This window comes from Paraburkholderia sprentiae WSM5005 (assembly GCF_001865575.2).
Classification (GTDB): Bacteria; Pseudomonadota; Gammaproteobacteria; order Burkholderiales; family Burkholderiaceae; genus Paraburkholderia; species Paraburkholderia sprentiae.
In genome coordinates this window covers 1,322,000-1,345,802 of sequence record NZ_CP017562.2, presented here as the reverse complement: position 1 = coordinate 1,345,802, position 23,803 = coordinate 1,322,000, and the positions used below count along the sequence as shown (strand labels likewise).

Below are 23,803 nucleotides of genomic sequence, written 5' to 3'. Positions count from 1 at the left end.
GTTCACGGTTTCCCGTAGATGTTCTTCATGCGGGCCGAGTCACAGCCGAACAGTCCGCAGCCTTTGCCCCGACCGTTAAAGACCCGCACTTCCTCTTTGCCGCGTTTGAGCAGCAGGCCGTATGGGGCGATTTGCTGCACCTCGAACAGGTCGTTGCCGACCGGCACGAAGCTGGCGATCTCAGCATGGCCCTTATCGTCCATCAGCAGGATCGCGGGCAGTTCGGCGTGGTGGGAAAACTGCAGATACGTGAACCTTCCATCGTCAAAAACGGTCACTGGCGTGAACGGTGCATCTCCCTCCAGGCGATAGTCGAAGTTCGCCTGGTCGAGTGCGATGCGCGGGCCGCCTGAGCGCGCATCGCCAGGCGCCCCCGCCTGCGCGCCTCCGTTCGCCTGTTCGCCCGTGCTTTGCGCAGGAGCGTTACCCGGGTACTCGATGCCGAAGGGCGAGACCTGTCCCGCTGTCATTTGCGCATCGGTATCGAGGTAGTGCCACGAGATGCGATGATAGACCGTCCCATTGTCCGATGAGCGCAGGTCCAGTTCGTAGCGCCGGCGCGACGTGATGATCGTCGCGGCATTGTCGAGCCCGGGCAGGCGCGCCTCGATGAACACATCGCGCTTGGTGAGCGCCGTATGCTCGAGCCAGCGCTTGCCCGTATCGGACAGGTAGACGCCGGTGACTTCCTCGTCGGGGCCGAACACCAGGTGCGTTTCCTCGTTGGTGCGCACAAGTACGGGATAGAGGTAGTCCGGATCATAGTCGTAGACGACGAGCGACGAATCGTCGGGCGCCGGATATGGACCGTTAATGTGCGCACGGGACGCGAGCGCGTGTCGGGCGCGGGGTCGCGGCGTCGGCGTGCGAACGGCATTCTCCGCGGGCTGCGTCGGGACTGTCGTCACCATACTTGCGGGCAGTGGCGCAGACGGCGCAGGCGATGGTGCCGCGTCCTGGGCCCGGGCCGTCGCGGCGCACATCGCAAGGAGCACCGTGACGCACGCGGTCGAAAGAAGAAGCTTCATTGCGTGGCTCCGGGATTGACGCCCAGATAGGGCGTGAGGCTGAAGTGGGTGATGCGGAGTCCGATCGGGTTGTCCTTTTCCTCGCCGGGTTTCAGCGTCTCGGGTGCGAGCAGGAAACTGACCGTGAGCAGCATCTGTTTCGGGCGGGACGGCTTGCCGTTCACGCTCTCGATCAACGTGAAGATCAGGTAGGCGACCTGTCCATCGGGTGAGAACGAGGTGGAGTTCTCGATGAATTCGCGGGTGAGGCCGGGCGTCTGCACGACGCGCTGCGCGACCGGATCGGTCGCGGTAATGTACGTTTCCAGCTCTTGCGTGGCGGCGCCCGACGTCCAGCCGAATGCGGCCGGGATCTGGCGCGTGAGCGTGTCCTGGCTGTCCGCTTCGATCGTGAAGGCGCGCGACGCCCATTTCACGAGGAAATAGCGCTTGTTCGCCGCGGTGACCGAGTAGGTTTCGGCGTACCGGTCGGAGACCCATACGGCGCCACTCTTCTCGTCGTGTTCGACAAAATACGGACGCGGGCCGCTTTGCGCGCTCTGCACGATCAGTGCAGCGCATTCACCGGCAGCGATCAGCGCGAACGCGGCGGCCACCTTGATTGCGAGCCGCTTTTCCCAGAGGGGGCGCTGGAAGGCTGCAAACCAGGCTGTTACCGCTTCGGTAGTATGCGGTGGCGACGGAAGGTCGGCGGCGGGCGTCTGGGTGCCGGAAGACGAGCGGGAGGGCAAGTGTTTGCGCATGGCTCAACCCTTCCGGCAGCAGCATGCGCTCGGTGCTACACTGAGACCCAATTCACCTGCTGCAAGGGTGCAGCTATGGCAAAGCTCAAGATCCTCCTCCTGTACTTCGTATTGCCGATCCTGCTGTTCGCGACCTTCGTCCTGTTCCAGGTCGGCGCGCAGCATTTCGGCGTGGCGATGATGCTTGCGGGTGCGGTCGTGTTCATTCTTTGGGCGTGGATGAGCACCACTCCAAGGGAAAGAGAGGAGTGGCTGCGCGCAGACGCGGACCGTCAACGTCGACTGGACGAAGAGCGGAACGCGTACTACGTGACTCAACAAAGCGCAAAGCATCGCCATCATTGAATTTCACCTTAACGATTTAGGGGTGATATTTCGGCCGATTAATCCCTTGCCGAATCCGCCGGCCCCACCTCCGCCACTGCCTGATACAACCGCGCGGGCGATTTCGGGCACCTGCCACATCATGAAAGCCCCCACACCGCAGACGAGTGCGAGCGCCAGCATCGCGAGGTAGTTTGTCGCGTAGTACGCGTCGCTGTTCGTGCCGCTCTGCGTCGCGCTTTGTTGCACGAGACTCTGGATGCCCGGCAACACGCCGCTATAGACGATCGCCATCATCAGCCACGCGACGACTTTGAATAGTCCCGCGGAAATTGTGAAGCGAAGCCAGCCATCGAAGAGAAAATCGCCGGCCGGCAGCACGTACCAGGGGATGAGTACGGGTCCGAGGCAGAAGGCGATGTCGAGCAGAAACGAACCAAATTGCACAACGACCACGAAGATCATCGTCATGAGCGTGATCGCAACGATCGCAAGCGCTTTGGCAAGGAACGTGAGCAGGACGAGCGGTAGGTTCTTGATGAGGGTCCAGATTGAGTTCAGGCCTGCCGAATTCGCCCCCGCATCGCTTGTGGTCCCGCATACCTGATGTTCCGTGTTCGGGATTACGACGCCGTCAGGTGTGACGTCCGGCACCTGCTCGCAGACCTGGGCCGCCTCGGTGCGTACGCCCTGCATGATGGTCGAGGCGGCGTTGACCAACGCTCGCAGCAGGTCACCGGGGTCGCCTTCGCCACCGGACACGCGCGAGGCCATGGTCTGCATGTTGTCGACGAAGTAGCTATGCACCGTGGTCGACCAGGCCGTGAGCATCACGAGGATGACGGCGCATTTGATCAGGTGGCGGAACATGTTCGCGAAGAAGCCGGGGAAGTCCCCTTCGAGCAGCCACAGGAACACGTGCCATGTCGCCATGACAAGGCCCAGCGCGGCAAGCAGGTCAATGCCGTCGGAGAGGAAGAGCGTCTGCAGGCTCGTGCCCTTCGCCTGCATCGCGGCGAAGAGGGCGTTGAGCACGGAGATGACGTCGTTCATGACCTGGTCCAGTTGGCAATGGGACGCCGCTACCGCAGACCGCCGGCAAGGCGCAACAGCCCGAGCAGCAGGGCGAGCGGCAGTGCGATCCAGGCCGCCGCAAAAACCTGCGGATTTTCCGCATGCACCACCAGCAGCCCGACGAGCAGCGACAGCCGGACGCTGCGGGTAATGCGCCGGTCGAACGTCCAGCCCGGATCGCGCTGATCGAACGGAATGACACTGCGAAGCCGGTATTCGCGGATGGCGTGCAGCACCACACGTAGCTCGGCGGGTGTTGTACACAGGTGGCGGATCAGCCAGCGCAACAGCACGGCCGCACCTCCTACTGGTCCTGCAGCAGATCGAAGTCGGGCGCGCCCTGTGTCGTCTGCTGCTCCTGCTGGTTAACCTGGCCGAGCCCCGCGGCGCGCGCGGCGGCGAGCCTGGCCGCGTTACCCTGGGCCTGCGACTGTGCGATGTGGTCCTGCATCTGCTGCGCGACCTGCCGCTGCATGAGCGCATGCAGATCGACCATCTCGCCTGCGAGCACGTTCGACTGCTGGTTCAGCATCTGCAGGCCCTGCACGGCGCCCGTGACGTTCGGAATCTGCGACTGGATCTGCTGCAGGTTCCGCGCGCGGTCGGCGAGCGTGTCGAGGTTCTGCATGTCCTGCGTTAGTTGCTGCTGGTAGATGCCGCCGCGCGCCGAGGCCAGCGACGAATAAGCCGACAGCCACAGGGCAGGCGACATGCCCGTCGTATTCATCTCGGTGAGGCTGCGGCCGAACAGGCTGCTCGTGGCGCTCGCCGCCTGCTCGAGCTGTGTGATGGCGGTGGAGAGAGACTGGAAGTTCGTGATCTGCGTGCGGTAGGGGGCGAGTGTCTGGTCGATCAGCGACGCCGGAACCTGCTTCAGGTTCTGGGCCATCGTGACGTACTGCTGCAGGCGGGTGATCTGCGCCTGAACGTTCTGCTCCACCATCTGCGCCTGCTGGGCGACCGACGAAACGAGCTCGGCGTGGTTCAGCAACTGCGTGATTTCTGTCGCGCCGCCCGTCATCCCGCCGCCAGCGCGAACAGTGTCCGTGTGAAAGACCAGGACCAGGACCAGGGCGAGGGCTGCGGCCATGCCGGCTCGACGAAGTACGGGCTCACGCATGATGGGCCTCCGGTTCGGCCAATGCCGTCGTGTCCATGCTGGACTGTGCCATGGCCTCCTCGATGTACCGTGCCTTCCAGTCCGGATGGCCGGAATGCAGGTGCCGGTCGAACATCAGCTGCGCGCTCAACTCCGACCGGAGGATGGCGATTGATGCCGGATCGAGCGGCACCGAAATTCGGCGCGATACACCGCCCTGTTCGGTAATGAAGTAGTCCCGCTTCGCGATGAGCTGCTGGATCGTGCGGATCTGTCCGTCGGAAAGACCGAAGTCGCGCTGATAGGCGGTTTTCGCGGACGGCGTGAAATTGTCGACCGGCACGAATACGCGTACGAGCACGTTGTCCCGGATCTGCGGCCAGATTTTCGAGGTCGAGACCTGTTCGGGTGACTGCGCATCCATCCAGACGCAGCCGAGCTTCTTGCGCATCGTGACGATCCAGTTGCCGATCTGCGCGGCGAACGCATCGTCATCCAACAGGTTCCAGATCTCGGGAAGCATCACGAGTGTGGGGCCGATGACGCCCCTGGCACGCCGCTGTTCCATCGAATCCTGGATGCGGTACGTCACATATGACAGGAACGGCCGCGCGATCACAGGGTTCGCGAGAATCCGGTCGGTTGCCATCGACACCCATCGCGTGTCGTCGAAACTGTCGTTAAGGTTGTCGAAGTAATGCGCGTGTACGGCGGCGCCCACCCAAAGGGCCAGCTCGTCGGTAAGCGGCCCCGCGGGTAGCGACGCGTGGACGGTGCGCAGTCGCCACAGTCGTCGGTCGGCGCGGCTGCGCGTCGCGGCAAGCGCCTTCTCGAGTTCGCGGCGGTCGCCCGCCGTCACGCGATAGGTGCCGCGCTGCTGCGCCAGCATCGCGATCCATTCGGCGAGGAACTCGATGTGGCGCGGGTCCGCGAGCAACATGAGCGGGTTCATTTGCGCGTGCTCGTCCGCCGAAGCGCCGGCTGCGCCATGATCGAACTGCAGGTACCGGCCGCCCTGCAGGATGGTCGGGATGCGCATCGACAGGTCCTTGTCGAATCCGTACAGCCAGGCGTTCGGGTACTTGCGAAAGAGCGTCGCGCACAGCAGCATGAAGATCGTCTTGCCGAATCCGGTGCGGCCACAGACCAGCATGTGCCCGACATCGGCCAGGAAGGCGGTGAACCAGTAGGGCGTGCCGAACTCGGTCGGAAACGCGGCGAGCGCCGGGCAGCGCGTGCCGGTTTCCTTCGTCAGGTGCGCGTTGATCGGGTGCCCTTCGGAGACACCGCGCAGCGGCAGCAGGCGGGCAAGCGCCGCGGTATCGATGAACGACCAGCGCGCGCATTCGCGCCACATGCCGGGGATGCTCGTCGCGAAGGCCGAGAACGCGTGAAGCGTTTCGCGCACGGGCGCGAAGTGCGCGGCTCGCAGCGCTTCCTCGACGGCGCGGTGGGTCATGACCACCTGCGCCCACGCGGCTTCGACGGCCGTGCTGTCATCGAACGGCGCCGTTTCGAAAACGGGCGAGAAGGAAAGCGCGGACAGGTTGTAATACCCGTACATCTCCTCGGCCATCTCGACCTTGCCCACGCGTCGGTTCGCGTCGTCTGCGGCGGCGGAGCGAGACTGGTTCTGTCGGGCGCCTGACGTGTCGCCACCGCGCAGCGTAGCGGCGAGCAGTGAACGCGTGTCGAGCCGGCGGCTCTCATGATAGCGGCGCACGCTGTCGATGAAACGCATCGCGGCGGTGGGCGTGGCGAGACGGAAGCAGTGGCTGACCGTGAGTTCCCCGGGCACCTTCAGCAGGCCGTCCAGGCTCGTGGGCAACACGGTGTCTGGCCAGAAGTCGCGGCGGGCAGGAATACCCGCCGCAATAGCGAAGCGCTGGTGGCCATGCGAATAGAAGTGCAGGTAGTCGTGACCTGGCCGGACCTCCGTATCGCACATCGCGAGGTCGAGTGCGGGGATGTCCGGTATGGGCACGGCCGATACGCGATCGCTCGGCGGGGAGCAGCACGCGTGCATGAACGCACCAAGTGCCGGACCACTCAGGCGTCGGCAGGCCAGGCGCGGGTTGCTCGCGATGAAGCCGAACAGGATGTTCTCGAAGGTCTCGACGACGGCAGCCAGCTCTGACGCCGTATACGCGAACAGGTACTGGTCGGAGAACGTGCCGCGCACGGCCTGCATCAGCGACTCTGCGATCGACAGCCCGTCATGTGTCATGCCATGCGTGATCTTGCCGGCGAACCGGTCGATGCCGACGTCCGGGGCCAGCGTGAACGTCACGAAATGACGGTTCGTGTAATTGGCGTCGCGCTCGAACGTTTCGCGCCGGGCATCGTCGACCCGTTGCGCCACCGGGTCTGGCATCGGTGCGGTGAGATAGCGCGCGCTGCGGCGGCGGTGAATCGTCCACCACATCGTGACGGGCCGGCGGGCGATGTCACGCAGTGACGTGATCAGGTTCTCCATCAGTTCGAGGACATGGCCGGTCGACAACGCGTCCGCGTCCGGTCCTGAGAACTCATAGCTCGCCATCACCGACGAGTCCTTGTTGACGATGAGCGTGTCGCTGAAGCGAAAGAGCCACGGCACCATCTCGGCGGTGGAACGGCGATCGCCATCGGTGCGTTGCGCGACCTGTGCGAGCGACTCGGCGTCAAACGGCGAGCGGGTGGGCTTTAGCACGGCATCCCCCGGGCGAAGCCTTTCGGGCGGGCATTGATCTTCTGGCGCAGCAGTTGACGCGGCTCGTAGTAGTCGCCCTGCCGGCTGTATTTCGCATAGCAGCGGATCTGGTCGGGATCGCGCCGCACGGCGAGCCACAATACGGGATGCGTGACCAGCACCGCGAGCAGTACCCAGCCGTTGCGCAGGCCTGCGGCGAACGTGATGACGATGGCACCCTGTGCGATGCACCATTTGCGGTCGATGCCGAGCAGCAGGAACTGTTCGAGCATGGTCTTTCGAACGCGCGCGGCAAGTGGGTCAGGTGGATCCGGCGGATCGACGGAGCCGACGGATGCGTCACGTGCGTCGGGACGATGCGTATCCATGCCGAACCTCGTCAGATGGTGCCCGTGCAGGCAGCGCCGTGGTTGAACACCTGAGCCCACAGCAGCGGCATGTTCAGGATCGCGAGCGTGCCGAGCACGCCGCGCAGCACATGCGTCTTGATGTTGCTGCGACCATCGTCGAGCAGCCACAGCACGATCGAGCCGACGAGCGCCGAGAGCGACACGACCTCGAGCAGCTCGTTATCGAGCACGTCCTGGTACACAGTGCATAGCCCGCCGTTCCAGATCCCCGCGTGCGCGATGGTCGGAATTAAAGCGAGCCAGAAGGCCGTGAAGAACAGGCGCAGTGCACGGTGATGACGGGTGACAACGGTTCGCCACGCGTCGCGCAGATCCACACAACGGTCGCGAAGCGCGGTGATGAAGAGTCGGGCGGCACGGAGCCACCGGCCCCGTTGACGTGATTCATGCATGGGCCAGCTCCTCGTGGGAGGCGAAGCGGGAAAAGAGGCACCGGGTCTGATAGCGGCCGTCCGCTGCACGGAGCACCTCGCGGATTTCGACCGGGCCGCGCACCGCGCCCTGGCGTTCTGCGTGCACGAAGAACCGGAACGTGGAGGCGATCTTCTGGCGTAGGTCGTCAATCGACAGGAGCCGTCCTTCGTCGCTCATGCGGATGAGCGACTCCAGCCGCGCGGGGGCGGTGTCGGACGAGTCGGCATGGAACGAGACGATCGAGCCGGGGTGCCCGGTGTTGAGTGCTTCCATCAGGTCGAAGGCTTCGGCACCACGGACCTCGCCGACGATGATGCGGTCAGGGCGCACGCGCAGCGAAAAGCGGACAAGGTCGCGGATGGTGATGCCGAGATTGGTCTCGAACGCGACGTAATTGGGCGCATGCACCTGCAGTTCGGCCGTGTCCTCGATCGTGATGACGCGGTCCTCCTGCGGCATGGCATCGATCATCGCGTTGAGCATCGTGGTCTTGCCGGATGAGGTGCCACCGGAGAATGCGACGTTGATCCGCTCGCGCATGACCCATTCAAAGAACTCGCGCAGCGCGGCGCCGCCCGATGCGAGACGGCCCAGTAGCGCGGTATTGTGGCGGCGCGCGGCGGGCGACTTCGTATCTGGCAGCACGTCGAATGCCCCGCTGCGCTCATAATCGGCGAGTCCAATGCGGCGGCGCGTGTGCTTGCGGATCGACATCATGTCGCCATGGACGGCCACAGGATGCCGGGCGGCGGCAATGCGCAGACCCGGCAGTCGGGCATCGAGCAGCGGCGTCTGCTCCTTGGCATTAATGTTCGCGAGAATCGTGATGGCGCGATCCAGCGCGTCCGGATCCAGGTCGCAGCCGGGGACATACGTTACTTTCCCGTTGCGCTCGACGAAGATCGCATCGGCGCGGTTGATCATGATCTCCTGCACGTCCGGATCGGCCAGCATCGGTTGAAGCGGGCCGAGGTAGTCGTTCAGTACCTCGATCGCGTATTCGTACGTGAGCCGGCTCATCGCGCAGCTCCCCATGTAGCGCCCCACGTGATCGGCTGGGACAGCTTCGCGATCAACCCCGGGTCCTGCACCGCGAGCGGAGTAGCCTGCGCGGACGGCAGGGGCGGGGCCGTGTTGAGTGCGCGATAGACGCGGCGCGCGTAAGCAACGCGCTTCACGTATGTGCCGGCGTTATAGGCGCCCACGGCATCCCACGTGAGGCCGAGATGGCGGAGGTTCTGCGACAGGACCCACGCGCCGACGTAGGCGTTGGTGCAGCGGTCATGGAGGTCCGCCCGCGAGATCCCGAAGCGCGAGAGGGTAGCGAGCCACCGGCTGTTGATCTGCATGAGGCCGATGTCGGTCGTGCCGTCTGCGTTCAGGTGGACGACATTCGCGTGCTGTCCGGATTCGATGGTGGCAATCGCGCGAACGAGCCGTGCGTTCACGTGATGAAACCGCGCGGCGTCGTCGATGCAGTCGGCCCGGGTAGTAGCGGCCGAGCCGCTGAGCACGACACTAGCAAGAATGATCCCTACACGCTTCACCTTGACCTCGTCTGTTCATGGGTGTGATCCAGTGACCACGACCTGGCCGCGCCAGCCATCAGAGAAAAAGGACCTGCCGGGCGCGGGGAGCACTCCGGCAGGCCAACAGCGCGCGTCGGCCCAGGGGGAAGGACCGACGGGTTCACTGTAGGCAGCGAAGACGCGCGACTGGGCCGGATGCCTGCCCGTATTCGCAGTGGGGCGAGCAGGTTTTTTGGGGGGCCGCATATCGGCCCGTTTCGCGTGGGGCCACCCGTCCAGCTCAATGCAAAGGCGTCTGCAGAAGGCCGCAAAGGCAAGGGAAACAAAGGACGGCTCAAAGGGAAGGGCCCAATCCAAAGGCCGCGGGTGATGCTGGGATGAGTCGCATCACCCGCTCAAAGGCGCAAATGGCGAAGGGCAAAAATGGGTTTTGGAGCAAGGGCGAAAAACGCCACGGCCTTTGCCGCAGAAGGCCGGGAAAGGAAACGCGGCGGCGCGTAATCAGGGCCATCTGTCCAGTCAGCATGACTGCGCGGCGCGGCACGTTCTCGTGCAGCCATTTGCGGCAGGCGCTGCGGGCCAGTGCGTACGGTTGAACCATGCGACACGTTGAGTCGCCTGCCTCATGACCGAGGCGAATCCCGTTCTGCTGGAAACCCCACATGGCTTTTGTCAATGCCCTTAACTGGTTGAAGTTGCCACGATCGTCGATGGTGCAGACGATGCCGCCGGTGCCGCCGGCTGCACCGCCCGCGCCGCCTGCCAGGCACAGCGTGCCGCCTTCGCCAAAGTATCTGCCGGTACTGGGATACCGTGAGCTGATTCAGCGAACGGGTGTGGAGGGGACAGTCCACCGTATCGCCAGCAGTCTCGGCCTGTCGCCTGAGAGCGAGCAGCGCGACCTCGAACCGTTGCTGCAGCGACTCGCGGAATTCGTACAGCTTCTGCCCGCGTCTGAGTCGCATCATCACGCGCAACCGGGTGGGCTGCTGATCCACCTGCTCGAGGTGGCGCGCTATGCGCTGCATTTCCGTGAGGGGTACCGGCTGCCGCTCGGGGCGAGTCCCGAAGACCAGACGCAGCATCACGCGCGGTGCAGTTATGGGGTTCTGGTCGGGGCGTTGCTGCACGACATCGGCAAGCCGCTCGCGGACCTGAAAGTCGAACTGGCCATCGGGCATGACGTCCGTCTCTGGGTGCCGATGGCCGGCAGCATGAACGAGCAGGGTGGCGCGTGGTACTGCGTGGATTTCCCCGCGCCCGGCGAGCGCGATTACGGTGCTCATTCGCGTCTCGCCATCGTGCTGCTGCAGCGCCTCGTGCCACCGGCGTCGTTGAGTTGGCTGGCCCAATATCCGCCCGTGCTGCAGGAACTGGCTGCATACCTGTCCGGAGAGGCCAGTTCGAAAGACAGCGCGCTCGCGAAGATCGTGGGTGACGCGGATCGCCGCTCGGTCGCGGAAAATCTGCTGGCCGGCCCCCGTACGCGGTTCGCCTCGGCACGCGCGGTGCCGCTGATCGAGCGGCTGATGGAGGGGCTGCGACGGCTTCTGGCCGAGGGCGGTATGCCGCTCAACCGCCCCGGCGCGACCGGCTATTGCGACGGCGAATCGCTCTGGTGCGTGGCGAAAACGCTGGCCGAGGCCGTCAGGGCTTGCCTCGCTTCGCATGAGCAGCAACAGAGCGGCGCGGCAGGGATTCCGGCGGACAATAACCGGCTCTTCGACACCTGGCAGGAATACGGTGCGCTTGTGCCCACGCCGCAAGGCGGTGCCATCTGGACGATCGCAGTCGCGATAGGCGCATGGAAGCAAACCTTCACGGTTTTGCGTTTTCCGCTTGATCGGCTCTACGCCGAATCTGCTCACTACCCGCGCGCGCTGCCTGCGGGCTCGGTTCAGACCATCGAAGTGGGCGCCGGGGGGACACCGGCGTCTGAATGTGTCGACCGCGCCGATGACGGTGTCTTGGCCGCGAGCGCAGAGCGTGACCGGGAAGGGCCGTCCCCAGTCGGAGACCCGGTGACGGCGGCGGTAGATCAAAGCGTCGACGCGCCAGACGCCGCGGCGTCAACAGCGCGCCAAGAACCGGATCGGCGGGCTCCGCATAAAGCGGACAATGACTCGCCTGCGTCGCGGGAGTGGGCCGCTTCTGATGCCGGTGCTTCGACCATGAACGACGGCGAGCCGGCGTATCTGCCGGACGCAGAGAGCGCTGCCGCGCTCAATGACGAAGTGGTCGTGGCGCACGGCAAGGGCAACGACGATGCACCCATACCGGATCAGGTGAGTGCGCCGGTTCGCCCGCGCGAGAAGGGGCGGGTGCCGTCGCGATCCATTGCCGCTCGGGCGGGTGCCCGGCTGCTGCGGCCGAATGCGGAACGATTCATGGCCTGGGTGCAGGAGGGAGTGGCTACGGGCGGGTTGCCGTACAACGAATCGATGGCCCGTGTGCATTTTGTGCCGGAAGGCATGCTGCTTGTGACGCCGGCGATCTTCCGGGATTTCGCGCAGGCGCATCCCGACGCGATCGAGCAGACGCCCACCGAAGATGGACGGACCCCGGAGCCGTGGAAGCAGGTCCAGCGCGATTTCCAGAAATCCGGCTATCCGGTGACAGCCGATGCCGGCGGCGCAGGCCGGTCCTATCTGCTCCACTACACCATCAAGGGAGCCGGCGGTCGGCAGCTATCTGTGATGCTCGTTCCCGAGCCAGAGCGGTTCTTCAATCCGGTGCCACCGCCGAACGTGATGATCCAGTCGAAGCAGAAGGCGGTCGCAACGGAAGAGGCGGATTTGCCTCAGTCGTCTGAGGTGTGATCGGGGGCATCGGGACAACGGCGATGGCGTATCCGGTCGAGAACTTCTTTCGCAGGCCCGTTGAACTGCTGTCCTCCGTGGCTGCGCTCGCAGCGACCGGCATCCTCTGGTCCCACGCGGCGCTCTTCCTTATCACGCCCGCCACGGGTGGCGTCACGACCCTTGCGCTCCTGTCACTGGCCTGCGTTCGCGGGCGACAGGCATGGCGGCTGATCCGTTTCCAGCGCAATCTCCGACGCCTACCGCAGTATGTGATCCCTGCAAGCGTTATCCCGTGCTCCAGCAAGGAGGTATTTCTCGGGCGGGGCTTTCGCTGGAGCGTCATGCACACGCAGCGCCTGTATCAGGCCCGTTTTCCCGAAAACCGCCGGCTGCTTGCCCGCAATGACCTGTACGACCGGGCGCGGGATCATGAGCGCCGGTCTCCCGACAGCTGGATCGCGCGTGTGACCTGTCGCGAGGCCTGGTGGAATCCGGCCGCGCCGTTGCCGCCAGTCGGAGGGGACCCCGCGCTGCATGGCGTCGAGCCGGACGAGCGCGACATCTGGTTCGACATCGGCGAGCGCGTCGGGCACATGGCGGTGCTTGGCACGACGCGCGTGGGCAAGACCCGGCTGTGCGAGGTGCTGGTTGCCCAGGACATCCGTCGCGGCGACATTGTGATCGTGTTCGATCCGAAGGGCGACGTTGACCTGCTGCTGCGCATGTACGCCGAGGCGAAACGTTGCGGGCGCGAGAACGAGTTCACGTTCTTCCATCTGGGCTATCCCGACAGGTCAGCGCGCTACAGTCCAATCGGCACCTATTCGCGGATCACGGAGGTAGCGACGCGCATCGCCGGCAACCTGCCGAAGGAGGGCCAGTCGGCCGCGTTCCGGGACTTCGTCTGGCGCTTCGTGAATGTGATGGCGCGGGCGATGAGTGCGCTCGGCATCCGACCGACCTACGAGATGATCTATCAGAACGCGGTGAACATCGATGGTCTGGCGTTACGGTACTTCCGCTTCTGGCTTGATCGCGATCACTCAGGTTGGGAAGAGGGGCTGGAGCCGCTCGACAAGGAGGAGGCGAAGCAGGCGATGCGTCTGCAGCGCAACCAGGAAGTCCTGCAGGTGGCGAACTTGATCAGGCAGCAGGGATGGACCGATCCGATCGCCAATGGCCTGCTTTCGGTCATTAGCAACGAGCGCTCGTACTTCGACAAGCTGGTCTCGTCGCTCTATCCGCTCCTGGAAAAGCTCACCACAGGCCGGACATCGGAACTGCTGTCACCCGACTATAACGACCCTCATGATCCGCGTCCTGTGTTCGACTGGAACCGAGTGATGGACCGCGGCGGGATTGTCTATGTCGGCCTAGATGCTTTGTCGGACTTCGAGGTGGCTGGTGTGGTCGGCAACGCAATGTTCGCGGATCTGACGTCGACAGCCGGTCGAATCTACAAGTACGGTCACGGCTACGGACAGAGCACGGGAGGCGCTAAGCGGCGCGTCTCGATCCACGCGGACGAGTTCAACGAACTGGTCGGCGACGAGTTCGTGCCGATGGTCAACAAGGCGGGCGGTGCCGGTTATCAGGTTACGGCCTACACGCAGACGAGCGCTGACCTAGAAGCGAAGATCGGCTCGCGCGCGAAGGCCGAACAGATCTTCGGCAACTTCAATACGCTCGTGATGCTGCGCGTGAAATACGTGACGACCGCGAAGATCCTGACCGACCAGCTTCCGATGATCGACGTGAAATCGCTCACGCTCGCCTCATCGGCGACGGACGCAGTGCGGCGCGGCGAGGGTGTGCATTTCACGGCCCAGACACACGACCAGATTTCGGTGCGACAGGTGCCGATGCTGCAGGCGTCCGACCTGACGCAGTTGCCGAAGGGTCAGGCGTTCGCCCTCATTGAGGGCGGCCAGCTTGTGAAGGTGCGCCTGCCATTGCTCGAGGCACATGACCCCATCATTCTCCCTGGACTGGACGACGTGGTGGCGGACATGCGGTCCCGCTATACGTCGTACGTCAACGCCGTGTCGCCATTCGACGATGCGGGCGGCGTGTCGCCCGATGCCATTGGTGGCGCGGTGGGCAGCTTCATGCCGTTCGATGCGAATGAGGAGGCGGTGGCCTCGACCTCTGGTCCTTGGGCCGTGGAAGGCAAGGGCGCCGGGTTCTGACGATAGAGGCGGGCATGGTCGCGAAAACTCGGGACGGCAATGCCGATGGTGTTAAGTCGTTTTTCTGGGCTGTCGACCTGGCAATCCACGTCTCGCTCTGGCTGCTGCTCGCCAGTGTTCTCGCGGTGCTGGCCGATCTCGCTGCGGCCCACTTGTTGTGTCGCGACGATCCCGTGAGCGGGATACAGCAGCTCCTGCGCTATTACCTGAACGAGACCTCCGATCCCGAACTGGCTGCGCGGGCGGCGGACACTGCGTACTGGGGCTGGTTTGGCTGGACCGGTATTGATGCGTCGGCGAGGGCTTGGGAGCCGGGCGTCCTGCCGTCGCATGGTCTCGGCTCTTACCTGCGGCCGGCGTTTTCGGGGGCGACGCGCGAGGCGCTCGTGGTGGCGATGTACGGTGTCAAGCTCTTCGGCGTTCGCATCGCGATGCTCGTGATGACGGTTCCGCAGTTCGTGCTCGCGATTGCAGTTGCCGTGGCCGACGGTCTGGTCGCGCGACACGTAAGGCGCGCGCAGGGCGGGCACGAGTCGGCGACCCGTTACCATCACGCGAAGCGCTTCCTGACGTTTGGCTTGATCCCGTTGACAGCGGTCGTCTGGCTCGTTGCGCCAGTACGGCTACCGGTCTGGCTGCTTTTCTGGCCAGTGTCGGTCATGATCGCGATCGCGGTATGGAACATGGCGAAGTACTTCAAGAAGTACATGTAGATCACAATTTGTCGCCGTATACTTCGGTCATGAAAAGGCACGAAAGAAAAGTCATCCAACGACGTGTGGTTGTTCGACGGTCGCCCGTGCATGGTCGTGGGGTGTTTGCATTGCAGGCACTCGAAGCCGGCGAACGGTTGCTGGAGTATAAGGGCGACGTTATCACCTGGAGGACCGCCATCAGGCAGCACCGGAACAACGGTGCTTCGGGCCACACATATTACTTCGGCCTGTCTGACGGACGCGTGATTGACGGCGGGCGTCGGGGAAACAGCGCGCGCTGGTTGAATCACTCATGCAGCGCGAACTGCGAGGCGGTCGAGATCGAAGACCGCGTCTTCATTCATGCGTCGTCGGCAATTGCACCCGGCGAGGAACTCTTCCTGGATTACCAACTGGCCGTCGACGATCCGATGGACGAAGAAGCCAAGCTCAGCTATGCCTGCCGGTGCAGTTCGACGGGATGCCGGGGTACGATGCTGGCCGCGCCTGTGCGGTGATGGTGCCAGTGGAGAATCAGCGGCCCGATGGTAGCGCTGACGCCGACCTCTCTCGCGCGGCTGTGCGGTTCGCGAGCCACGCTTCCAGTTCGGATTCGCGCCAGCCGGTCGCACGTTCTCCGATGCGTATGGGGCGCGGGAACTCCCCACGGCTGATCATTGCATAAATCGTGGCGCGGCAGAGGCCAATTTTCTTTACAACATCCTTCATGCGCATTACCTGATCCATGGCGCATATCCTCCTGCTTTTTGTTCAGCTTTGATTATCCCCCCGTCGTTTCAGCCTTCAATGGACACTCGTCAGAACGATCATGAGGTGTCGTGAGGCGACGTGAAGATTCGCCACCGACGCTAAAACTAAGTGACTGTCACCGTTACTCTTGGTTACAATAATCCGCCTTGAGCACGCTTGCGGCTGCGCCGGTTGACCTGATTCTGAGGTCGTGGTCTCTGGCAACTCCGTCACAGGGCCAGCACTTCACTCCAGTATCGCGGGTGAGCAGAATGCCGTGAGCTTGCTCACGGCGGATTCGATGAAATCCCGCTGGCTGCCGTGTATCAATCAGTCCGGCGATTTCGAATCTTAAGGCTCAGGTCGCGGCGGGAAGAGAGACCTACGGGGGAAACAGCATGGACATCAATCTCGTCAAGATCGGGAACTTCCGCAAGCTGCAGAAGGTCAGGGCCGATCTTGCGGAGAACACGACCGTCTTCGTTGGCGCCAACAACAGTGGAAAGACTTCCGCGATGGTCGCGCTCCGCCACTTCCTCGTTGGACGCATTGATTTTTCGATCAATGACTTCACCCTATCAAATTGGGCCAAACTCGACGCGCTCGGGCAACAATGGGAGGCTTCGGAGGGCGAAGAGGCTGATCAGCCATTCGACTGGAATGCAGTTCTCCCTCACCTGGACGTTCGGCTCGATGAGCCGGAGAGGGAACTTCACTACGTTCGCGCACCGCGCAGGCTCAGCACGGGCACATCGAGCGGGGTCCGCCGTTTGGGGCCAAGAGCCCAACATTCCAGACTGAAGATCGCGGAAGACGTTGGAGACCATCAGTGAGTACAGGAAATTTGAAGCTCAGCGCGATCCGCATTTCGTTACTTGCCGGTGAACCCGCGATGGCGCGGAAGTCTTGCAGCAATATCGCGGCCTGTCTTTGCGACAACGGCCCGATAGAGCAAAACACCGATTGTTTGCTTCATAGCCTCAAGTAGCCGAAAGCAGGAAGAAATAGCATGAGCCAGGATTCAGGGCCGTCGGCGTTACGCGACGCACTCTTTGAACATGAGATTTTCACTGCGGGCGCGCTTCAGCTCCCGCATGTACACGTGAACGCTATCGGGCAACATGAAGCGACGTGGGATTTCACCCAGACTGAACTCGAGGAGGAGCTCGCCCGCATGCGGTCACTGAGGTGGATCGACTGTAACTCTATTGGCTATTGGTATGCGACAGAGATCGGCCAGATTGCACGCGAGCAGCGTTGGCAGGCGCCAGGACGCCGGCACCCCGCCTTGGGGGATGCCCGTTCAACCGTCGAGGACCTTATTCTCGCCCTCCTGCACAGCGAAGCGGCCGAGCCATCGGAATTGCTAACCGGCACGCTCCGACTGCCCGAGCGCGTTCTGGCCGTCTATCTTGCCCACATCGACCCGGCGCTGCGGGAGCAGGCCGTCGACGCGCTTCTCGCCGCAGACCTAGTTGCGCGAGGCCCCGACATGGACAATCCGGGGGAAAGCGCTCTCTTCAGCACGCGAGAGGGCGACAAAGCGTACGCTCGCGCTGTCGTGCCGCGCCTCGGTCTGTGTCCGCCGGCGACTCTTCTGTCGCGCGATCACGTGGAAGGCCTGCCGTTTCACGAGCTCGGGCTCGAGTCGCTAGCCGCCGAGAATTTGGCCTTTCGCTGGGAGGAGGCGCAGCGCTGCATGCGTGCATGTGCGTGGCTCGCGTCAGCCGTGCTGTACGGCTCGATGCTCGAACTCCTCCTCGGCGACTGGTTGTCCCGTGACGAGGCGAGGGCAAGGTCGGCAAGGCGAGCGCCCAAGCACCCGCAGACTGGCATAGTCCCGCCCCTTTGGGAAATGGTCAGCCGAGAAGTTGATCGACGTCGCCGCCGAGTTCGGCCTGCTCGGCAACGGCATCGAAAGGTACGCTCAGGGCCTTCGCGGTAGGCGCAATCTGATCCATCCTGCCAAGCACATCCAGGAGCGAAGCGAACTCGACACGCACGCGGCGCAAATCGCGCAGCTAACGGTGCGGGCGGTGGTCGAGGCGCTGGCTCGTGCGACTCGTGAAGTTGCGACCCGGCCGGATTGCTGTGACTGACAAAACTCGATAGGAAAAGCGCCGCAGCCTTTCGATTGAAGGCAAGCACTCGAGCTCCTCAAACGTGCGAGATCTACCGTTCCGACCGCGCTCGCAATCGAGGACATTTGAACTTGACCGTACACGCCCGTATAAGCGGAATTGCTAAAATCGTTGGAACAACTGGTTCTGTTGCTGCGTGAGCATCGCGCTCTCCGCCGCTCGGCCCCACGCCCATGCGTACGGCCTTCGGCGGCCGGGTCAAGGCGGTCCAGAGGAATGGATCTAACGATTGTCTCGTATAGATGCTGAAAATCAAGACTTGGAGAGACCGAGGATGTGCTCGAAGTTAACGTTGAAGCCGAAAGCCAATAAAGGATTTTTGGGCCGATTTAACCTCGCAAGTAAGCAATTGAAGACGGCTGACAGAGCACGGGGAACCCCCGCGTTGCGTGCAGGCACCGACGCACAGGGCACTCGGCTGCTCATCAAAACCTGGCCTCGGATCGCCGGTGCGGAAGACTCGGACCTTCGCGAAATCTGGCATCACGAGATTCGCCAACTCAACCGCATACTTGGAACAAGAGGAGTCGGTGACATCATCGCCGAGTTGGAGGAATCACATGTTGATGAGCAGGGCTACCATTTGGCCATTCGCTCCGAACAGCGCGAACCCCTCGCGACCCTGCTAGCAAGAAACGGTAGCCTCAGGCATGCTATTCGAAACAACGTCAATGGCCGACATCTACTATGGGGAAACTTGCTGCGCTTGGCCAAGGCCTTGGACCTGCTGCATTTACAAGGGTTATTGCACAGAAATTTGAACACTTGGGCGGTACTGACGGCGGACTCCATTGAGCCTGACTTTCAACTGACCGGGTTTGAGTGGTCCATGCGTATCGTGGGCATGGACTCGTCGGCAAAGCATCTCACGCGTAGCGCGGAGAGCAATCTCTATTCATTTATTCGTGACTGGTACGGCCTCGGGGAGCTGGCAGTCCAGCTCTTTGGGATCAATCCAAAACGTCTCGCGAATATTTCTATCGCAAGTCATGAAGTTGCTGAAAATTTAACCGCCGCAGAAGCAAGGCTGATTCGACAACTCATGCAAATTTTGCCATGCGAACGCTTGGACGGTAACACGGTCATTACCGGTATCGAAAAAATTCTACTTTCGCTGCAGGCGGCTATTCAGAAAGAAGACCTTGTTTACCATCTTGTTCTTCCTTTGGTTAGGAATTCTGCCGTTGTGGATGCAATCCGTGAAGCGTCGGATTACGAAATAGAAGCCGACGACGAAAACGCTCAGGATCAATTCGTCGAGAGTGATTTGGCTAATCCGACGATTCTTTTGTTGTCCGAAGATCGACTGGCCATTCGGGGGGGATTGTTAACCTATTACTTGGAAGACTTTAAAAGAACCCGCGACTTGATTCCGTCGGACTGGGAAGTCGCCTACTGTGCTTCTGTGGGTATAACGAGAAACTCCAGCGCCAACCCACTTAATTCGCTGTCCGTTGTCGGAAACGCCATTCAGCTAACTGCGCTTTCCAAGAGTTCAACAATGTTCCGAAGCCGTCCTCGCGGAACGTCCTGGAAGACTCTGCGAGCTCAACTTAAACCTATCCGAGAAAACGATAGACGGGAATCGCGGCTGTACAAGGCTTTGGCATTAGCGCAGATGGTAGATTACGCGTTCGCCGCAAGTGATGTGTTTCCAGTTAAGCTGATAAATCATACAGAAATCGACAACGATGAAGGTCGATATAGGATTCAAGTTGAAGCTCGCGCCGATGAAGATAAGACTCGACTTTCCGACGCGCTTGAGTTAAGGGATCCGCCGGCGACGCGCTTGCGCGAAATGCTGATTGGCGATAGGTCCGCGGATGATAGACAAACAAACTGGTGGTTGAGCCCAAGTCCCACAATCGGAGAGCGCAATACGCGACCGAGCGAATGGCAATTCTTGCGTGAAGAAGGCGCGCAAAATGGTGCCCCTCAATACATTTTTTCGGGTGATAGCCTCCCTGCGCTGAACGAAAATCTATTTCTTATCCCAAGCGACTCGGCGGGGAGAGATTCCCAACTTGAGCGACGAATCAAGAGTTTGGCCGCGTTAAGTGAACATAGAGAGTTGACTCGGATGCTTATCGACCCTCGTCGAAGGGTGCTCGATAGCAACGAAACACCAATCAAGGACGCTGGCTACGAGGATCTCGACACATCTAAACAGGCCGCGCTCGCCAAGATCGTGGAGACGTTGCCCCTTTTTATGCTGCAAGGGCCGCCGGGTGTTGGTAAAACGCGGTTAATCCGCGAACTTGTCCGGCAGAGACTGGCGTCCGATAAGACCACTCGCATGCTGTTATCGGCGCAGAGCAACCATGCGGTCGACCACCTTCTTCACGAGATCGTCAACGCCTTGGGAGCGGATGTGCTTGAAGACTCCGTTGTAATCCGGTGCGCAACCCCCGATCGTAAAGACGCTCAAAGCAAATATCACGTTACCAATCAAGCGAAGCAACTTCTTACCCACCTCCGTGGCAGCAGACTATGCCGTGAGGCGTCTCCAGTTCTGAAAACGAAGGTCGATGCCCTTTGCACGACTTTCGAACTCGACGGCACCGCCGGATCGCAAGCAGCACCACCGAATGCCCGGCGCGCGTTGGAGAACCTGATGCTCCAGTCGGCGAATTTACTTTTCGCAACCGCAAACTCAGGTGACATCCAAACGCTGATTGATGACCGTTCTCAATTCGACTGGACTGTCGTGGAAGAAGCGGGCAAGGCAACCGGTGGTGAGTTGATTGCACCCATGATCCTCTCGCCACGCCGCTTGATGATCGGGGACCATAAGCAGCTCCCCCCGTTTGGTGAAGAGCGCACACTATCGCTCCTGAATAGACCTTTAGCGGTTAAGCGGGCGCTCGAATTGGTAGACCCAATGGTAGGGCTCACATTGCGCGGCAGCATCGTTGATGAGGTCTTTAACGAACTCAGAGCGGAAGGAGGTGAGACTGGCCATAACGAACTGGTGAAACTGTGCGAGGATTCCGCTAGCCTTTTCTCGTTATTCAGCTCAAACGTTCAGAAGGAATACGTCAGGCTAGAGAAGAACCCCAAAGGCCGACCTATCGCCGCCGCACTCACTAACCAGCACCGCATGCATCCCGACATTGCGGAGGTTGTGTCCCACGCTTTCTATGACGACAAACTTCACACCGACGAAGCCACTGCCAATCGATTTAGGCTGCATCCCAACACAATCGGATGGGGTGCGTTGCATGCGCTACCGGAGACGCCAATTATTTGGATTGATACCCCATGGGTGCAGGACACGAGGCATATGAGGAAAGGGGAAGCACTTCCCCGGTTCAAAAATGACCTTGAGTTGCGTGTCAGCAAAAAGATCCTCGAACTCTCGGAGCCCCGGTCTGACCCATTGCCGACGCTTGCCGTGCTTTCACCGTACAGCCGTCAGGTGCGAGCTTTGGCGGATACCTTGGAACAGGGTATCGCGCGCTCACCTCTATCGAAATTCAACTTGCCACCTGGACACAAGAGTTACTGCAACACGGTCGACTCCTTTCAAGGCAGTGAGGCCGACTTCGTGATCGTTTCTCTGGTGCGGAACAACGGATTCGGAGGAATTCGGGCCGCGCTCGGCTTTCTCGCAGACGAGCGAAGAATGAACGTGTTACTGAGCAGGGCCCGCTATCGCATGGTTATTATCGGTAGTCTCGACTTCCTACGAAGCATCGCTCGCAATGCCCAAGATGGCAAAGAAGATATCGGATTTATTGACCGTGTGTTGGAATTCTTCGACGGTAGAAGGCAACGAGAAGGAATCTCAGTTATTTCTGCAGACGCGTTGGGAGTCAAGTAATGAAGTCGACCAAGGTCTTTCTTCCGGTTCTCAAAGGAAAGATATCATTCGTGGTAGACAAGGGGCGTCATTGGAGCATAGTGGAGCACTTGCTACTTGATGCATTAGTCAAACGCGAATGGTCTACCAATGGACTCGCGGAGCACGGCAGACTGCCACGCCGAGTCGTGATTGAAGCACTCGTTCGATTGATGCGTGCCGGCTGGGTCGAATTGAGCGTGGCGGCTGAAGTCAATTTCCGAGCAACCGAGATCGGAAAAGTCGCCGTTTCCCACTCCGAACTACCTAAACTCCCGGATCTTCAGAAACGTCCCACCAATTACGTCCTTGATATGGTTTGCGGGGAAATCTTTAGAAATAAGGATTTGATGAGGCAGTCGGAACAAGAAATTCGTAAGTCTTTGGAAGGGCAATCAAGTGTCTGGGTGAAGCCACTGTCCTGGCACAGTCAAGTGGAAGTCAATGAAGCGCTGCAGGTTCTTTTGGATCCCGATGAGACCTTCGTCAGCGGCCAACCAGGAGGCATCTATCGGCGTTGGGTCACAGTAGTGGTCCGCGGAGGCCGTATTGTCTCTGGCTTGCCGGAGACGCGATCGTTGGACAAGCTACGTCAAGTCGTGCTGGACGCCGCCGAAGAAGCAGACAGCAAATCGGATTTCACATTCGAACCGAACTATGCGTACGAGCTTGAACGGATGCAGCCGCCAGAAGCCGCAGTGCACAGCATCGACTTCAAACTTCAGGATCTGGTGTTGGGCGGTAAAGCGCATCAGGAGACTCTGCTTCGCTTGCTCGAAACGGCAAAAACTCACGTATTTATCCATTCAACCTTCATAAGCGCCTCGCGTGTGCTGGATCTGCTTCCGGCGATCAACAAGGCAGTCGAAAGAGGCGTTCATATCCGTATATTCTGGGGGCAGAACGAAGATCCGGATGACCTCGCCTCGACCAGGAGTGCGATTGCCGAGTTGCGCAAAAACCTTCAAATTCAGGCCTTGGCGGAGCGCTTAACCTTCCAGTCGTCTTCCACGGGCTCGCATTCCAAGCTGCTTTTGGCCGACGCGGGTCCCTCAGGTGAATATGTTGCCGTCGTGGGGTCCTGCAACTGGCTCACAAGCGGATTCGCGTCTTATGAGGCATCGGTGGTCTTGCGCGATCCCAAGATCGTGGACGAAGTGGTGCGCTGCTTTGGGCGTCTGGTTTGCATGCACGACGGACTCTGGTCGGAATTGGCTGGAGATTTCGTGCTCATTTCGCAACGCTTGCAATCGGCTCAGACCGCTACGCCGATCGGAGAAGGCAGCATCATTGCAGGCGCACAGCACAACGAGTTAGTTTTGCGTGCTAGGGATGACGCGAAGAAGTTCATTATTCTCGCAAGCCATCGTTTGGGCGTAGCAGCAGGCCCTGGCATCCTAGCGCCTCTGCAGCGCGCCGCGGCCGAAAGTGCACAGCTTTCGGTCGAGGTTTTTTATTGCCGCAGGACCGCACCTGTTCGAGGCTCTGACGAGCGACGGTTGACACAGGAAGCGACTTCGTTGGGTGTGTCCTTGAAGCCTGTCCATTCGCCGAGAGTTCACGCAAAACTACTCGTGTGGGATGATGATAACGCCGTGATCACGTCATTAAACTGGCTTTCGGCAGACCAAACTCATAGCAGCAACTTGGGAGAGATCGGGGTGCACCTGCGAGTGCCGGGTGTTGGCCAACATATCGCCGAACATTTACGCGCCGAAATTGCTTCAGCTGCCGAACGATAGCCTCATAATTTATCGGTCGCGATGGTACATCCGAACGACTGTATGGCGTAGTGCGGCCATTATTCACCCCAAGGGAAAGCAATGGCTAGCACCACTGCTAAGTCCGACTTTTGGCGAAACCGGCAACGTGAAACAAATGCGGGGCATAAGAAATGGGTGACCCAATATCGACCGACGACTCATCCGCATTCTCAGGGGGTGTATCAGGAGTCAGCACGGCTTCCAGCGGGCCTGCCGGTGCCCACTTCGAAGGTCAGGTGGCGGCGTTCTACCTCCTTGCGATGCTCAGCGGCGCGCCGCCACGGGGTCTGCCCGGCACCACGACTGAGCG

20 protein-coding genes are annotated in these 23,803 nt (G+C 61.2%); 9 read left to right on the top strand and 11 right to left on the bottom strand.

Features of this window, described 5'->3' with window-relative positions:
• Positions 1-2 precede the first annotated feature (2 nt).
• Positions 3-1,028, bottom strand: coding sequence for a TrbG/VirB9 family P-type conjugative transfer protein (locus BJG93_RS22815; protein WP_027196497.1), 1,026 nt, complete (start codon positions 1,026-1,028; stop codon positions 3-5).
• Complete coding sequence (locus BJG93_RS22810) at positions 1,025-1,771, bottom strand: VirB8/TrbF family protein (RefSeq protein ID WP_027196496.1); 747 nt, start codon at positions 1,769-1,771, stop codon at positions 1,025-1,027. Before BJG93_RS22810 ends, BJG93_RS22815 begins: the two co-directional genes overlap by 4 nt.
• Before the next feature lie 75 nt (positions 1,772-1,846).
• On the opposite strand from BJG93_RS22810, the gene BJG93_RS22805 reads away from it, so the two are divergent.
• The gene (locus BJG93_RS22805; RefSeq protein ID WP_027196495.1) at positions 1,847-2,116 is read left to right on the top strand and encodes a hypothetical protein; all 270 of its coding nucleotides are present in this window, start codon (positions 1,847-1,849) and stop codon (positions 2,114-2,116) included.
• A gap of 3 nt (positions 2,117-2,119) precedes the next feature.
• Here the strand turns inward: BJG93_RS22805 and BJG93_RS22800 are convergent, their stop codons facing one another.
• From BJG93_RS22800 to BJG93_RS22765, 8 genes are read right to left on the bottom strand one after another with little or no spacing between them, the layout of a single operon-like run.
• A complete protein-coding gene (locus BJG93_RS22800; RefSeq protein ID WP_027196494.1) occupies positions 2,120-3,148 on the bottom strand; it encodes a type IV secretion system protein in 1,029 nt (342 codons plus the stop codon).
• A gap of 29 nt (positions 3,149-3,177) precedes the next feature.
• Positions 3,178-3,462, bottom strand: coding sequence for a hypothetical protein (locus tag BJG93_RS22795; protein ID WP_027196493.1), 285 nt, complete (start codon positions 3,460-3,462; stop codon positions 3,178-3,180).
• An 11-nt stretch (positions 3,463-3,473) separates the two neighbouring features.
• Positions 3,474-4,289 carry a conjugal transfer protein TrbJ gene (locus tag BJG93_RS22790; RefSeq protein WP_231337479.1) on the bottom strand — a complete coding sequence of 272 codons (816 nt, stop codon included), beginning with the start codon at positions 4,287-4,289 and terminating at the stop codon, positions 3,474-3,476.
• Complete coding sequence (locus BJG93_RS22785) at positions 4,282-6,960, bottom strand: VirB4 family type IV secretion system protein (RefSeq protein ID WP_027196491.1); 2,679 nt, start codon at positions 6,958-6,960, stop codon at positions 4,282-4,284. Before BJG93_RS22785 ends, BJG93_RS22790 begins: the two co-directional genes overlap by 8 nt.
• Positions 6,954-7,328: a VirB3 family type IV secretion system protein gene (locus BJG93_RS22780; protein WP_231337478.1), complete on the bottom strand. Its 375-nt coding sequence runs from the start codon at positions 7,326-7,328 to the stop codon at positions 6,954-6,956. Before BJG93_RS22780 ends, BJG93_RS22785 begins: the two co-directional genes overlap by 7 nt.
• 11 nt (positions 7,329-7,339) lie before the next feature.
• On the bottom strand, positions 7,340-7,762 hold the full coding sequence (locus BJG93_RS22775) for a hypothetical protein (RefSeq protein WP_027196490.1): 423 nt from the start codon (positions 7,760-7,762) through the stop codon (positions 7,340-7,342).
• Positions 7,755-8,804 (bottom strand): CpaF family protein, encoded by a 1,050-nt coding sequence (locus BJG93_RS22770; protein WP_027196489.1) that lies wholly within the window; start codon positions 8,802-8,804, stop codon positions 7,755-7,757. The genes BJG93_RS22775 and BJG93_RS22770 overlap by 8 nt, the downstream gene beginning before the upstream one ends.
• Positions 8,801-9,331: a lytic transglycosylase domain-containing protein gene (locus tag BJG93_RS22765; RefSeq protein ID WP_027196488.1), complete on the bottom strand. Its 531-nt coding sequence runs from the start codon at positions 9,329-9,331 to the stop codon at positions 8,801-8,803. The genes BJG93_RS22770 and BJG93_RS22765 overlap by 4 nt, the downstream gene beginning before the upstream one ends.
• A 644-nt stretch (positions 9,332-9,975) precedes the next feature.
• Here BJG93_RS22765 and mobH point away from each other — a divergent pair.
• Genes mobH through BJG93_RS22745 form a run of 4 tightly spaced genes read left to right on the top strand, consistent with a single transcriptional unit; the run spans position 9,976 to position 15,516 of the window.
• Positions 9,976-12,132, top strand: a complete 2,157-nt coding sequence (gene mobH, locus BJG93_RS22760; protein ID WP_027196487.1) for a MobH family relaxase — start codon at positions 9,976-9,978, stop codon at positions 12,130-12,132.
• A 23-nt stretch (positions 12,133-12,155) separates the two neighbouring features.
• Positions 12,156-14,303 carry a type IV conjugative transfer system coupling protein TraD gene (gene traD, locus BJG93_RS22755; RefSeq protein ID WP_027196486.1) on the top strand — a complete coding sequence of 716 codons (2,148 nt, stop codon included), beginning with the start codon at positions 12,156-12,158 and terminating at the stop codon, positions 14,301-14,303.
• 14 nt (positions 14,304-14,317) lie between these two features.
• Entirely contained in the window at positions 14,318-15,016 is a 699-nt protein-coding gene (locus BJG93_RS22750; RefSeq protein ID WP_027196485.1) for a DUF4400 domain-containing protein, read from the top strand.
• Positions 15,017-15,045: 29 nt separating this feature from the next.
• Complete coding sequence (locus BJG93_RS22745; protein WP_034478773.1) at positions 15,046-15,516, top strand: SET domain-containing protein; 471 nt, start codon at positions 15,046-15,048, stop codon at positions 15,514-15,516.
• Between the two features lie 16 nt (positions 15,517-15,532).
• Here the strand turns inward: BJG93_RS22745 and BJG93_RS22740 are convergent, their stop codons facing one another.
• Positions 15,533-15,727 carry a helix-turn-helix transcriptional regulator gene (locus BJG93_RS22740; protein WP_231337591.1) on the bottom strand — a complete coding sequence of 65 codons (195 nt, stop codon included), beginning with the start codon at positions 15,725-15,727 and terminating at the stop codon, positions 15,533-15,535.
• A gap of 419 nt (positions 15,728-16,146) precedes the next feature.
• Between BJG93_RS22740 and BJG93_RS22735 the strand changes: the two genes are divergently transcribed.
• The 4 genes from BJG93_RS22735 to BJG93_RS22720 all read left to right on the top strand — a co-directional run bounded on the left by BJG93_RS22735 (position 16,147) and on the right by BJG93_RS22720 (position 23,472).
• Positions 16,147-16,581 carry an AAA family ATPase gene (locus BJG93_RS22735; protein WP_027196482.1) on the top strand — a complete coding sequence of 145 codons (435 nt, stop codon included), beginning with the start codon at positions 16,147-16,149 and terminating at the stop codon, positions 16,579-16,581.
• Between the two features lie 176 nt (positions 16,582-16,757).
• Entirely contained in the window at positions 16,758-17,693 is a 936-nt protein-coding gene (locus BJG93_RS22730; protein ID WP_027196481.1) for a hypothetical protein, read from the top strand.
• A gap of 488 nt (positions 17,694-18,181) precedes the next feature.
• Positions 18,182-21,712, top strand: a complete 3,531-nt coding sequence (locus BJG93_RS22725) for an AAA domain-containing protein (RefSeq protein ID WP_162162783.1) — start codon at positions 18,182-18,184, stop codon at positions 21,710-21,712.
• Complete coding sequence (locus tag BJG93_RS22720) at positions 21,712-23,472, top strand: phospholipase D-like domain-containing protein (protein ID WP_027196479.1); 1,761 nt, start codon at positions 21,712-21,714, stop codon at positions 23,470-23,472. Before BJG93_RS22725 ends, BJG93_RS22720 begins: the two co-directional genes overlap by 1 nt.
• The last annotated feature ends 331 nt before the right edge of the window (positions 23,473-23,803 follow it).